Here is a 13,089-nt window from a genome sequence, read left to right as displayed (position 1 = left end):
AATGCTGACACATCCGACCCATGAACGGCTGATTACGCTCGGCTTGACCGGAATGGCCAAGGCCCTCCAGGAGCAGCGACGATCACCGGATCTCGATGCCCTGTCGTTCGAGGAGCGCGTCGGATTGCTGGTCGATCGCGAAGCCGCCGAGCGCGACACCAAACGTCTCACGACCCGTCTCACGCCGCGTTGCGCCAGAGCGCATGCGTGGAAGACGTCGATTTGCGCACGCCACGCGGTATCGATCGCGCCGTCTTCGCCAGGCTCGTCGGCGGCGACTGGATCGACCGCAACGAGAACCTGCTCGTCACAGGGGCAACCGGGCACGGCAAGAGCTGGATTGCCTGCGCCCTCGGCCACAAGGCCTGCCGCGACAATCGTTCGGTCCAGTATCATCGCGTCCCGCGTCTGTTCGAGGCACTTGCCCTGGCTCGCGGCGACGGCCGATATGGCCGACTGCTTAAAACCATCGGCCGCGTTCAACTCCTAATCCTCGATGATTGGGGCCTGTCAGTTCTAAATCCGCCCGAACGGCGCGACCTTCTGGAGATCCTCGACGATCGCCACGGTCGCGCCTCCACCATCGTCACCAGTCAGGTCCCCGTCGAACATTGGCACGACGTTATCGGCGACCCAACCCTCGGCGACGCCATCCTGGACCGCCTCGTTCACAACGCTCACCGCCTTCAACTCTCCGGAGAAAGCATGCGAAAACAAAACGCCCGCAATCAAACTCTTGACGCCAACTCAAACCCCTGACCCAATCACCATGTCGGCCAAAGCGGCTGCTCACGATCGCGCGAAATGCCTGCTCACCATCGCGTGAAATCACCGCTCACCATCAGCGAAATGCGCATTCAGCGGCAAGCCGGAGCGTTTTGGGCGCGATCTTCAAGAGCTTTGCGGCGTTGCTAAGATTGAGCCATGGCTCGATCCCGTCCTCCGCGAGCTTGAGCACCGGGATGTGGTAGTTCGAGCGCATCGATGTGATGCGCTCGCGGGTCCAGCGATTGCCGTTGCCGGTGGTGAGGCCGTTGCGATCGAGGAGGCCGGCAATCAGATCGTCGCTGGCGATCAGCACCAGTTGATACACGGCCTGGATGATGTCTGCAGAGGTGCTGTTGCGCTGTCCGCGCCGGCGCTCGGCGAGCGCAACTCGCTGTGGGCGCCACCCACCCAATGGATGATGAAAACGATCTCCGAGGCCACGTCGTCGATATCGGCCACGACATCACGAATGAGGGTGCGCACAATGCACTTCTTAAGACGAGCAACCGTCGTCGGCGCATCCCAGATCGTTTTGAGGTTCGAAGCAGAATGCCGAACGAAGCAGGATCAGCAATGGGTGCGGGCGTCGCCACATCATGCACGGCGATCTTGCCCTCGCTCTCGCCCGTGTGAGCGAGCGCCCTGTTCCAGCGGATTTCCAGCTCACAGGCCACCAGCCGGTTCGCGGGATCAGCGGTCTCATTTTGCCGGAACGCCCGGTCGGCGGCATAGCGCGCCACTTCGAGGTCGCGATTGAGAGCATCGCGCACCTGGTCGCGCCGCTCCCTGGCTTCCTTGGCGGCGGCGATTGCAGCAGCGACAGCACCCGGACCGATGACGCCAAGCAGCGCTTCTTCGATGGCATCAATGACGCGCAACCCGCCGAAGGCGATGCAGTGGGCCCCGCCATCGTCCTTCCAGGCGCGGCTGCAGCTGTGGCGCGGAATATGGTTCCATGCCGGAGTACCGGAGCGTGAGCTTACGACCGCAGCATTTGCACCGGATCAGAGCGACCAACAGCACGTCACCATGCTTGGCCGCGCCGTAATGCCTACTGAATCGCCTCGAATTTCTCCCAGCTCACATACCCTTCGTGAGAGTTGGGCTTCAGCATCAGCCATTCGGTCCGCGCCTTGCGGCGGATCTTCACGCTCATCCCCGCAGTGCTGTATCCCGCGCTACAGCCGTCTTACCTTAGGCATAGGCGCCGCCGTAGAACGGGTTCTCCATGATCCGGTGGATGGCGAAGTAACTCGGTCGCCGCCAAGCCGTGTCGCCGTTGGACTGCTTCACCGGCAGATCGAGATTGCATCTCGTGGAGCCAGCAGAGCGCCTGTCGGACCCGCTCCCTCGCATTGCCGCCTGCCGTGACATGAGTGTCTCCCCGATTCTGGTCGTGAGAGGCTCTGGAATGCCACAGAAAGCAAGCCGCTGACGGCGTTCGATCCTTCTACGCCAAGATCGAGAAGCGCAGAGCGCCGCAAGTGTGTCAATGCTGACAAACGGCTGAGCTGTCAAAGGCTCGCCGTCACGGCAGGCCGTCCGATCAAACATTCACGCTGAACCTTCCGGGCGCCGATCTGTTTGCGATCCATCCAGAGAGCCACGGAAAGCAACATCATCAGCCTTCTCGACCCTTCCATGAACGTAAACGCCGACCAAACCAGGGATGATCTCGATAAAGAACTTCGCGAAGAACAGTCCTGTGGGCGTCCTCGAGCCTTGTTGTACAATGGAACGCGTCGCTACTCGGCCGTCGGCTACATCAGCCCAATCGAGATGGAGCTGAAAGCAGCTTAATCCTGTCCATTGTTTTCGGTAGAAGATCAATTGCACAAAAGATGACGAGTTCTTTCGTTCACAAGATCAACCCAAATCGATGGCTGGTGCCGTATCCAGAGTCCGAATTAGTCTAGGTCGGGATGCTTCCGCCAACACCAATCATTGAGCTTATGAAAAAAAGAAATGCCCATTATGCGCGCAGAGGCATGTGAACCGGTCGTGGCGTTACTTCGTTCAGCCTAGGAAGCTGTTGCTCGCTCTGTTACTGGGGATTACAGATTGCGACGATCGCTACGCGCTCGGGAGATCTACCACGGCATTGGTCGGCAACAATAGCTCTTCGAGAACCCGTATCCGTTCGGCAGAAGAATCGATCAAACACTCTCATGGATCGCCGATTTCTCGGCGATCCATGAACTCGATTATCCGCTCCTAGTAGCCGAGATCCAGGTTAATCTCGCGCGAAAGTGGTCTTCCCGCCGTAAACTCGACGATGTTCTCTACGCCCCACTCGATATACCGTTCCAGAACGCCATCGGCATTGTGAGATTGGTCGTTGGAGCCGAGTACATTCGGAAGCCTGTGCAGTTCCAGACGAGATTGATAGCTCACTGGAAACGCGCGCCCAAATTTGTATGTTGGCCAAACATCAGCGGCGTACCCCCGCAAACGACCGGTTGTGAGCGCCTCATAAAGCGGCTTCTCTTCAACCAAGTTACCCCGGGCGATGTTAATGAGAAACGCCGATGGCCTCATAGAAGCCAGCTCAGCCTTTCCAAAGAATCGAAACGTTTCATTCGTATTGGGAGTTGCCAGAACTACATAATCGCATTTCCCGAGCACCGAATGCAATTCGTCAAGCCCGTGCATTGAATCTACGTATTCCGCGGGCAGGTCCCTGTTGCGACGCACCCCGATAACCTGCATGTCGAATGCTTTCGCTCGTTTCGCAATGCGACTTCCGATGTTTCCAACCCCGACCACTCCAATCGTGCAACCACTCAGCATCGCCGATCGGTTCTCGTCTCCGAACAGAGGAAAAAACTTACGCATATCGTGCATTGCTTGGTGCTTGATAACGGTCTGCTTCGCGAGGGCAAGCACAAACATCATCGCCTGCTCGGCAACCGCAACCGCATTTGCACCACGAATATTCGTCACTTTGAAACCGCGTTCCTTCGCTAGCCTGAGAACCCCTGTTTCAGCGAGGTCGTCAACGCCGGAGTGAAACCAAGACAAGATTTTAAGCTTGCGCGCAATTTCCGGTATGCCCGCTGGAAGAGTCCAGCCGATGAACGCATCAGCGTCCACCGCGTGGCGCTCCAAATCGGAGTAGGAGGCTTCAAAGCGAGAAAAGTACTCGCCTTTTGGTGCAACAAGCTCGGTAGAACTTGGCAACTTCTTTTTGATGTAATTGAGCTCATCGTCTGTCGCATGCCACAAGCTAACGACCTTCATCGCGCCGTTTCTCCAGAGTTTGGGGTTTCGTAAGTGTATTGTCCGTCGAAGGTGGGCTGATTATCGGCCGGACTTGGCGAGCCACTTGGGCAGATACTAAAGAGCAGGTCGCGCAGAAAGACAGCGCAACGCGCCGCCATTTGAAGGAATTCTGCACAAAAAAGCGCTCGGCACATGTTTTCCCGGACGCTGATTCCGTATGGTTCCAGCGCGTTGAAACTTCCATGTCCCGTAACGGCCCCTCAGCCAACGGACGCCAACGTGATCCGGCAAAGGTCCACGACGTCGTAGATGGGCTGCCTTACTGCGCGACGGATCGCCGCTGTGACCATCGGGAAGCCCGTGCACTCAAATAGGAACGCCCCGATGTTCGGATGCGCGTGGACAAGTCGTGCAACACAGGCGGCGACATCCGTTTCAATATCGGCGATATCAGTAGGCACCGGCGGACGCTGCATCTCGTTTTGCAGCAACTTCCCACCTTCAATACCTCCGACAACAACCCTCGCCCGTTCAGCCGGATCGTCAACCCCGAGTAGATCTTTGCCGCAATGAGTCGAATCAGCCGTCACGACCGCAAGCTTTGCGGCGGGCGGCAGCTGTCGAAGCAAAGAAGGCACCAAGAGCAGGCTCGACATCACAACGGGGACATTCACCGCCGCCGCCACCGCTGCCTGATGCCGAATCGAGAAGCCGCAGTTCGAGCTTATTACGACAGCGCCGCGTTCGACCAATCGCCGAGCAGCAGCGATGTAGGCCGGTTCGAGTGCTTGATCGCCGCGGATCACGACGTCAGCCCAAGCTCCCGCAACGGTTTCAGAGATAACCGGGAACTTGAAGGTGTCCGGGTTCATTAACGAGCCGGGCTTCGGCTTGAAGGTTTCCGGACCACGTTCAAGGTTCAAGATTCCGAGAGAGCGTGGCGTCTGTGATGCCATTTGGGGCCTCCGAGAGTGTGTGCATTGTTTTCATCCATACCAGCCCTTCGCGGCCGGATTCCGCTCATTCTGCGCTGGTAAGGCTGAAATCCTGCGTCTGATCGGGAGTGAGGTTTCTAGCCAATAAACGCAAATTGTGATCGGGCAGGCGCATCCTCAAGGCGGGCAGGCACAGTTAGGAATGTCAGACGACCCAAGCTAAAAACGTTTTATCAGCGGGTCGTGGCGCTCAGGCGATAACGACACCGACTTGGCCCTTATGAATCCGGCGACGGAGCACGAATTCGGCGCGTCCCCATAGCCGCGGTTCGGATCTCGATGATGCTTTGACGTCAGCACCAACCGGTCTGCTGCATTGGTCCAACATACACGCCAATGTAACGGGGCCCGCTTCTCGTTCGCGCCGCACGAATTCTAAAAAGAAAGGTCGACGCTGCAGCAGCGGCACCAAGACCGCGGCCGAAGCATTGGGCGAATATGCGCGGGCGATCGAAACCGTCGAATGAATGGCACCAACGCGGAGGAGTTGTCGAAACCGTTTTCGCTTGACGAGAAAAGGATGATCGTACCGGAGCCAGTTAGGGGCTTTGCTGCATTCACACCGTGGTACAGTTGGATGAGCGACCGACCACATGACTCGAGGAGCTTGGCGGGCACGATCACGATCGTGAGGTTACTAGGACAGCATGGCCGGGTCCTACCCGCTTGCCTTCTCGCGGATTTCCCGCACTTTGTCTCATGGAAATGCAGGAGGGCTGCGCATCCGAGCCAAAAGTAGCATCAAACCCCCCACGGTGCCAGTCTAATCTGGCCACGAGGCGCTGACCAATGGAGCTAACTGTATGACCGCAGCATTCGCACCGATTCCTTTCACCGGAGCACCATTTCAGAAATCAGAATACGAGCGCCGTCAGAAAGAGGTGCTTGAGGCGGTAGCTCGCGCTGACCTCGATGCGCTGGTGGTCACGGCCCATGGTCATCTTCGATACCTCACCGGGTACGATGGAATGGGGGCCTACTTCATGCCATTCCCGTTGATCCTGGTGCCCGGGCGGGCGCCGACATACGTGGTTCGCGAATTCGAGCTGAACGGCGTCCGCGCAGAAAGCTGCATCGATGAGATCATTGCTTATGCCGAGCAGCCGGACTTTGCCAACGTGTGCGCCGATGCTCTTCGGCGGTTGGGCCTAGCAAGCCGCAGGGTGGGCTTTGAGCTCGGCTGCTGGAATCTTGCGCCGGCCGATGTAAGTGCGCTTCAGGCCCGCCTTCCGGATATGAAGATCGCCGATGCCTCCCGTCTTGTCCCATCGGTGATGGCCGTGAAGAACGAGCTGGAAATCAAGGCCATCCGCGATGCTATGGCTATGACCGACATGGCGGTGCTCGCGTTTCAGCGAGCGCTACGGGATGGGGTTACCGAAGCGGAAATGGCCGCGACCATTCAGGGCAAGGTCAGGGAGGCGGGTGGCGACGAGGTCCGGCTGGTTTCAATCGGGTTCGGTGATCGGACCAAGCTGCCACACACCAAACTGACGCGACATCCGATCAGGAACAACGAGCCTGCCATGGTTGAAGTCGGCGGGACGAAGCAAGGATACGTCGGACCTTTGGTCCGCAGCGCCGTGCTCGGCCGGCATTCTGAGACCGAATCTCTCCACGCTTTGGCAGAGGAGGCCCTTGAAGCGGCGATCGCCGCAATCAGTCCGGGCGTCACAGCGGGAGAGGTGGATGCGGCGGCACGCAAGGTGGTCGAGCGATCTGGGCGCCCGCGGGCGCTAAACCATCGGGTCGGTTATCAAACCGGCGCTCCCTGGAACGAGCGCGGCAACATGAGCTTGGAACCTGGCGCAATCGATGTCCTTGAAGCTGGCATGACCGTTCACATGCCGGTCATTCTCCTCGGAGAGGGCGGTTACATGAGTGGCTGCAGCGAAACCGTCTTGGTGACGGAGCGTGGCAACGAAATACTCAGCCGTACACCACACACGCTCTATCGCGCCTAATTCGAAAGGTTGGGACCGGGCATGCATAACATTGATACTTTTTGGGATCTACAGAGAGAGGCAACCGCGTGGCGCCGCTATCTCCACGAAAATCCCGAGCTCGATTACCAGTTGCCGAATACTGCGGAGTTCATAGCTGAGAAACTAGCTTCCTTCGGTATCAATCACATCGAAACGGGGATAGCTGAAACTGGTATTGTGGCGTTGATTCAGGGGCAGGGTGGAGAGGGGCCCACGATCGGATTGAGGGCGGATATGGACGCCTTGCCAATCCTTGAAGCATCAAACAAGCCTTGGTCCTCGAAAATACCAGGTAAAATGCATGCATGCGGACACGACGGTCACACCGCCATGCTGCTGGGTGCTGCGAAGTATCTTGCGGATACCCGCAACTTCAAGGGCACCGTTGCCCTCATCTTTCAGCCTGCAGAAGAAGATGGACGCGGCGGCCAAAAGATGGTCCAGGAAGGCATCATGGACCGCTTTGGCATCTCCCAAGTCTTTGGCATGCACAACTCGCCGGGCTTGGACATTGGCAAGTTCAGCATTTGCAACGGTCCGATCATGGCCGGGCTCGATGAATTCGACATTATCGTGAAGGGCAGGGGAGGCCATGCGGCTAGCCCGCACAGGAACATCGATCCAATTGTCATCGCGGCACAGATTATCATGGGTCTGCAAACCTTGGTCTCGCGTAATACGGACCCGACCGAATCGCTCGTAATTTCCGTCACCAAGCTGAATGCGGGAACGGCCTACAACATCATTCCCGATGATGTTGAAATAGCCGGCACCGTCAGGACCCTCGTGCCTAGCTTGCGCGATTTCGCCGAACAACAGATTCCGGCCGCAGCCCGGGGCATTGCGCAGGGATTTGGTGCAGAAATCGAATTTAAGTATCGGCGGCTCGAGCCTGTCACGGTCAACCATACAGATGAGACCGATCTTGCGATCAAGGCAGCACGCAATCTTGTCGGATCTGCCTCGGTGAGCGACAAGCATAAACCTCGCATGGGCTCTGAGGATTTCTCCTACATGCTCGAGGCGCGGCCGGGGGCTTTCATATTCCTTGGTAACGGATCGACCGCTTCGCTGCACAACCCGGCATACGATTTCAATGACGAGGCGATGCCTTACGGCATCGGTTATTGGGTGAACCTGGTAGAGACGGTGCTAGTTGCCTGAGGTTCGTCGCCCGAGCGCGTTAGGTGCGCAGTCTGCTGGCATGCGGATGCGGGAATGCGGCGGGCGAAAGAAGTCGTTCGTCCGGATGTTAGTGAGATTGATGCGGCCGCAGAGATCATTGCGACCTTGGTGCGCCGTGCAGACGGTAAGCTGGCACGAATCTGTCGGCCTTTTTCTTGTGTGCGTCGCCGCATTCGATAAGCGCTTAGCCGGAGCCCTTGCTTCGGGATCTGGATAGCCTTGCAAAGAAGCCTCCGGCTTGGACGGAGGTTCGGGATGGGATGTAAAAAGGACGTCCATTTGGACGGCTCATCGGTAGGATCGGTGAGCCGGCTGGACGTTCTTGAAGGGCCGTCGGGGCACCGTGTGTGTCAATCGGCGTTCAAAGTTGAGCCCCGTTTTGCCTCGCCTGAGGGTGTTACTTTCGCTCACGGATGTAGCTCCGACTCTCGGCCGGTCCGAGGTTGCGTCATCGCTCGCAGGATCGGAGGGACTGGGAACGTCGCGGAGTGCCCATCATACGCTGCGGCCCCAGTGCCGGGATCACCGGCCAGTGCCGCACCCTCAGGCGTGCGCGGGATAATCGTCTCGGCTGCTTTGCGCGTGAGGGATCGCAACAAGAGCTGCACGATGGTGTGCTGCGGCGGGCTGAACCTGGGCATTGTTCGACGAGGCGACCGAGAATTGCCAGCGCGGTCAGACGGGGCTCGGCCGCCAGCCGGCGCTCGATGTTGGCGAGGTGCGGATCGAGCATTGATCGCATTCTCATGCGCTTCTTTGGCTTGTGCATGCGCCGATGGATGATGCGCTGCTCCCCCCAGATGCACGTCACTGCCGAGCCCCTTCGCGAACGCTGTTGCGTTCTTTGTCGGCGCCTATGGGCTGGTTGCTGCCGCGAGCCTACCCGATCGGGCGTCGACGCGCGTGCGGAGCTCCGCCTGGGCGTCTCTCATCTCGGCCAGCAGCGCCACGGGATCGAGCGCGCGCTAAAGCTCTCGAGAGCGCCGTTTGACGACCTTGCTGCAACCTCGGATACGCCAGCGCGCGTTCATACGGCGTGGCTGGAACATGATAGCGTTCGATCACCTCGCGCCCTCGCGTCGCTTGTTCTTCAGCTTGAAGGACGGCTGGCGAAGTTGGTGTGCAGATGAGATGCTCATACAAACGTTCAAGCACCCGCGTCGTCTCGACAACATCGAAGCGACCATATCTCACGTCGCCGGACGACCGCGCCGTTCTTCTGCTCAACGAAAGCCTCATCGTTCTTCTTGTAGGCGCGCGAACGTCTCACCTCGATCTTTTGCGTGCGGCACCAGGGCACGACAACGTCGTTCTAAACGCGCTGTCATTGTCAAAGTCGGCGCAGAGAACGAGCCAGCGAAAGAGGTTCTGTGCGCGCTCCATGGCTCGCACGACGAGGCCGCTCTCGCGCGTCATCAGCGGCATGCATTCGGTCCAACCAGTCGCCGACGTCGACCATCGTCAACGTCTGAATAAACCAGCTACAGATGTGCCGCCATGAGCCACCATGTCGAGCTCGCAGAACCCCGGCGGCGGATCGTGCCAGTCGTTGAACGTCCGGATCGGGAATTCACGCCGTACCGCCGAATAAAAGCCGACCCGCCGGCGCTTACCGCCGGCCGCGGCCGTTTTGGTCTCGACCAGCAGACGATCAATCGTGGCTGCGCTGACGCGGAGCACGAACGCTCGATCCGCCTGGTCGAGCTTGAGCCGGCCATGCCGCTCAAGCGAAGGCAGCAGAATCATTACCCTGAGCCGCTTGCCGCGGATCCGATCCGAGGCCTCCCACAGCCCCACCAGCGCATCCTTATAGGGGCGCCATAGGTCGGCCTTCGCTTCCGCCTAGCCTCCGGAGAAATTGCGCCATGGTTGGCAAGCGCCCGAACCGCGTGCTTGCGATGCCAGCCCGTCACCGCGCAAAGCTCGTCGAGTATGCGCCCCGTATCTGCCCGCCCTGCTGATCGATAGCCCTCTACCACCGCCGCCGTGAGCTCGCGCCGCGCACCAAGCGCACCAGAGAGGTCTTCGAGACCGACGCCGGCACCGCGTGGAAGCCGTCGAACCGACCGACATAGGGGACGAGCTTAGGACGTTCGCCTTCGAATACCTCCCAGATCGTCTGATGGCCAACTCCGGATGGCGATGCGCCTTTCGTCCAGGTTTTTGAACCGCAGCTGCGGCGTGAAGAAGCGTTCCCGGACCAGCCCAACCTGGTTCTCGACCTGCCCCTTCTTCCAGCCCGAGGCCGGCGTGCAGGCAACCGGGTCGACCAGGTAGTGGCTGCACATCTGCAGGAAACGCGAGTTTAGCCACGATCCTTGCCGACAAAGATCGTCTCCACCGCGGTCTTCATGTTATCGTAGATGCCGTGCAGGTGCCCTCGAACGCCCGGTCGTGGCCCAAATCCTCCGATCGTGCTGTTCCGATATGCCCAGCTCGCAGCGGCGCCTTCGCGGAGCAGTCCTGGATGGCTTTTGCGGAAGCTTCCTGGAATGCGATGCCTATGACGGTTATGACCGGTTTACCGAAGTCGCTCGACTGCAAGGGCCATGGACCTCGTGCATTGCTGGAGCCATTTGCGCTGGCGCTTCGTCAAATTGGCCGGAACAGTAAATCGCCGGCCGTTCGGCACATCGCACAGCTATACGCCATCGAAGCTATTGTACGGTCATCGCAGGCTATCCGGCTAGCCCCGCGCAAGGAGCACTCGTTCCGGCCAGTCTGCCCGACCGGGAAAATGCGCTCTTCGCCGGTCATGAGCTCGGGGCTGAAAATTGGACCTTGCTTGCGTCGATCATCGCGACTGCAAGCTCAACGATGTCAGCCCGGCCACCTACATCGCCGAAACTCTCGGGGCGATCATCGACGGCCATCCAATAGCAGAATTGAAGATCTCATGCCGTGGCGATTCCGCAAAAACGTCAAGCCAGCCTCAACAGGGCCCAGGCTGAGCGTTTACGTTCGACTACAGCTCGTATCCGGTGGATTGCAGATGTTTTCCGGCAGGGCTCCCAGATCAGCCTCGAATTCGGCGGTATGCGTCAGGCTATGTCTCAGCCCTGATGCGGACGTTCTCGATCGGCAAACCTTCGGACCGCCTGCGAATTCACGAAGGCGAAATCGCCGGCTAAAAGAATCCCGGTGCGGCTACGCCAGCGGAATCGACTGGACAGAACCGACGGTCATCAGCCGGAGAATGATCTGACTGTTCTGATGCCAAATATGACGTTCCATCTGATGCTTGGAAATTGGATCGACGAATACTTCGGCTATGCCGCGTCCCCGAAACCGATGCCGAAACCCGCTCCCGCCTGTCGCAAGAGATAATCGAAATGTGATTTCGCAGCAAAACGAGCGTCTGCCTTACTGAAGGCCCCTGGTTCATGACGGCCCACGAGACGTTATAAGCGCGGGCTATCGATCTCGCTCAGTCCCAGGGGATGTCCCGATCGGTGTTGAACTACGTCGGGCCGACGTTGCCGGGATGAATGTTACGCGGCCCTCGAGACGTGGGCAACGGGCTTGATCGTCATGCGATCGTGGTGAGCTTGAAGGGCTGCACGCAGAACCGACAATTGCTTATGCGCCTTCAATCGTCGAAAGCCCTTGTTGGCCTCGATCATGCCGGCCGCGACCCATCGCAAGGCCATACCGGCATCCCGCCAGCGTTTGACGTTGCGCGTGACGCGGCGAATGGTGCCCATCATGTTCTCGGCGATGTTGGTACAGGCGAGCGATCGACGAAGCTCCTTCGGCAGCTTCAACCGGACGACAGTCAGGATTTCGTCGAGGCCTTCGAGGATGCTGGCCGCGACGCCGGGCCATTGCTGGTCGAGGCGACGCGCGAGATTGCGGATCAATTTTTCAGCCTTGTCGGCGTCATCGAGCTCCCACGCCTGGCGCAGCACCCGACGGGTGGGCGCATGATGCTCTTTCGGCAGGCGTTCCATGATGTTGCGCGCCTTGTGGATCTGGCAGCGCTGGATCGCAGCGGCCGAACCGAAGGTGCGGCGGATCGCCTTCGACAACGCTTTCGCGCCGTCGGCGATGAACAGTCTTGGCATCGTCGGGTCGAGCCCGCGCGAGACCAGGTTGTCCAGCAGGGCCTGAACCGTTGCGGCATTCTCGGTCGCCCCTTCCACCAGCGCCAGCGGATGCTTGTTGCCTTCGCCGTCAACTCCGATCGCGGCGACCAGCACGAGATCGTCGCCGAGATGCAGCCCGTCGATTTGGACCACCAGAAGGTCGAGCGCGGACAGATCGGCAGCCATGAAGTCAGCCAGCCGCGCCGCCGACAGCGCTACGAACCTCCGCGAGGCCGCCGACTTCGAAACCCCCGATCCGGGCGGTGCCGGCACGTCACCTTCGGGCAGCCGGACGGCGCGGCCGAACCGGCGCGTCGACACATTGATCAGCATCAGGTTCATCGCCCAGCGACCGAGCCAATCCTCCTGCGCCGCCGTTTCCCAGCTCGGGATCGTGACCTCGCCGCCATCCACGCCCCGGACCCGCGGGCGCTCGACCTCGATCTTGCCGCCGTGGAAGCCGATCCGTCCCCGCGTTCGGCCCCAACGGTGCGCCCGCCGCGCCGCGTCGCGATCGTGGCGCGGCCCGCAGGCCGCCGTGACATCCGCCTCCACCATCGTGCCGAGCGCCTCGATCCCTGCCGCAAGGCAGAACCGATCGAAGCTCGCCCGCACTTCTGCAAACGCTTCGTCCACAGCCCCGGTCGCCGGCGAACCAGCCGGTGTGATATCTCTCGTCATGGCGTTGCTCTCCTTTGTGGAATCAGCACCCCGAGCCTACCGGCTCAAGGTGGGCAACGCCGACCTCTTCAGAAATTCAACAGAACCCGGGACATCCCCCAGTCCCAAAAGACTAGGACTTAATGGCTGAAAACCTTCGCATCCCGCGCCCCAATTGCAGAACTTCTG

The 13,089-nt window shown here is 59.6% G+C and carries 9 protein-coding genes and 2 pseudogenes; 4 read left to right on the top strand and 7 right to left on the bottom strand.

Annotated features, from left to right (window positions below; translation table 11 throughout):
* The first annotated feature begins 1 nt into the window (after position 1).
* Positions 2 to 759, top strand: a pseudogene (gene istB, locus RX329_RS36790) (IS21-like element helper ATPase IstB).
* Between the two features lie 82 nt (positions 760 to 841).
* Here istB and RX329_RS36785 read toward each other — a convergent pair.
* Positions 842 to 1,093 (bottom strand): hypothetical protein, encoded by a 252-nt coding sequence (locus tag RX329_RS36785; RefSeq protein ID WP_317245192.1) that lies wholly within the window; start codon positions 1,091 to 1,093, stop codon positions 842 to 844.
* A 271-nt stretch (positions 1,094 to 1,364) separates the two neighbouring features.
* On the opposite strand from RX329_RS36785, the gene RX329_RS36780 reads away from it, so the two are divergent.
* The gene (locus RX329_RS36780; protein ID WP_317245191.1) at positions 1,365 to 1,745 is read left to right on the top strand and encodes a hypothetical protein; all 381 of its coding nucleotides are present in this window, start codon (positions 1,365 to 1,367) and stop codon (positions 1,743 to 1,745) included.
* A 217-nt stretch (positions 1,746 to 1,962) separates the two neighbouring features.
* Here RX329_RS36780 and RX329_RS36775 read toward each other — a convergent pair whose 3' ends face one another.
* From RX329_RS36775 to RX329_RS36765, 3 genes are all read right to left on the bottom strand, one after another.
* Positions 1,963 to 2,142, bottom strand: a complete 180-nt coding sequence (locus RX329_RS36775) for a hypothetical protein (RefSeq protein ID WP_317245190.1) — start codon at positions 2,140 to 2,142, stop codon at positions 1,963 to 1,965.
* A gap of 840 nt (positions 2,143 to 2,982) precedes the next feature.
* Complete coding sequence (locus tag RX329_RS36770) at positions 2,983 to 4,008, bottom strand: NAD(P)-dependent oxidoreductase (protein WP_317245189.1); 1,026 nt, start codon at positions 4,006 to 4,008, stop codon at positions 2,983 to 2,985.
* A 242-nt stretch (positions 4,009 to 4,250) separates the two neighbouring features.
* Positions 4,251 to 4,946: a hypothetical protein gene (locus RX329_RS36765; RefSeq protein WP_317245188.1), complete on the bottom strand. Its 696-nt coding sequence runs from the start codon at positions 4,944 to 4,946 to the stop codon at positions 4,251 to 4,253.
* Positions 4,947 to 5,788: 842 nt separating this feature from the next.
* On the opposite strand from RX329_RS36765, the gene RX329_RS36760 reads away from it, so the two are divergent.
* Together RX329_RS36760 and RX329_RS36755 are read left to right on the top strand one after the other, a co-directional pair.
* Complete coding sequence (locus RX329_RS36760) at positions 5,789 to 6,949, top strand: Xaa-Pro peptidase family protein (RefSeq protein ID WP_317245187.1); 1,161 nt, start codon at positions 5,789 to 5,791, stop codon at positions 6,947 to 6,949.
* 21 nt (positions 6,950 to 6,970) lie between these two features.
* On the top strand, positions 6,971 to 8,134 hold the full coding sequence (locus RX329_RS36755; RefSeq protein ID WP_317245186.1) for a M20 aminoacylase family protein: 1,164 nt from the start codon (positions 6,971 to 6,973) through the stop codon (positions 8,132 to 8,134).
* Positions 8,135 to 9,616: 1,482 nt separating this feature from the next.
* Here RX329_RS36755 and RX329_RS36750 read toward each other — a convergent pair.
* The 3 genes and pseudogenes from RX329_RS36750 to RX329_RS36735 form a co-directional block, all read right to left on the bottom strand.
* Positions 9,617 to 9,952 carry a hypothetical protein gene (locus RX329_RS36750; RefSeq protein WP_317245185.1) on the bottom strand — a complete coding sequence of 112 codons (336 nt, stop codon included), beginning with the start codon at positions 9,950 to 9,952 and terminating at the stop codon, positions 9,617 to 9,619.
* Between the two features lie 211 nt (positions 9,953 to 10,163).
* Positions 10,164 to 10,523, bottom strand: a pseudogene (locus RX329_RS42200) (IS21 family transposase); the annotation flags it as partial.
* A 1,123-nt stretch (positions 10,524 to 11,646) separates the two neighbouring features.
* The gene (locus tag RX329_RS36735) at positions 11,647 to 12,921 is read right to left on the bottom strand and encodes an IS256 family transposase (RefSeq protein ID WP_317245184.1); all 1,275 of its coding nucleotides are present in this window, start codon (positions 12,919 to 12,921) and stop codon (positions 11,647 to 11,649) included.
* Positions 12,922 to 13,089 lie beyond the last annotated feature (168 nt).

Source organism: Bradyrhizobium sp. BWC-3-1 (assembly GCF_032917965.1).
GTDB classification, from domain to species: domain Bacteria; phylum Pseudomonadota; class Alphaproteobacteria; order Rhizobiales; family Xanthobacteraceae; genus Bradyrhizobium; species Bradyrhizobium canariense_D.
This window is presented reverse-complemented; position numbering and strand designations above follow the sequence as displayed.

Bases quoted from the DNA above. Each gene is read 5' to 3' on its own strand.
- RX329_RS36770 (WP_317245189.1), bottom strand. From the start codon at position 4,008: ATGAAGGTCGTTAGCTTGTGGCATGCGACAGACGATGAGCTCAATTAC.
- RX329_RS36755 (WP_317245186.1), top strand. From the start codon at position 6,971: ATGCATAACATTGATACTTTTTGGGATCTACAGAGAGAGGCAACCGCG.
- RX329_RS36780 (WP_317245191.1), top strand. From the start codon at position 1,365: ATGCACGGCGATCTTGCCCTCGCTCTCGCCCGTGTGAGCGAGCGCCCT.
- RX329_RS36760 (WP_317245187.1), top strand. From the start codon at position 5,789: ATGACCGCAGCATTCGCACCGATTCCTTTCACCGGAGCACCATTTCAG.
- RX329_RS36765 (WP_317245188.1), bottom strand. From the start codon at position 4,946: ATGGCATCACAGACGCCACGCTCTCTCGGAATCTTGAACCTTGAACGT.
- RX329_RS36775 (WP_317245190.1), bottom strand. From the start codon at position 2,142: ATGTCACGGCAGGCGGCAATGCGAGGGAGCGGGTCCGACAGGCGCTCT.
- RX329_RS36735 (WP_317245184.1), bottom strand. From the start codon at position 12,921: ATGACGAGAGATATCACACCGGCTGGTTCGCCGGCGACCGGGGCTGTG.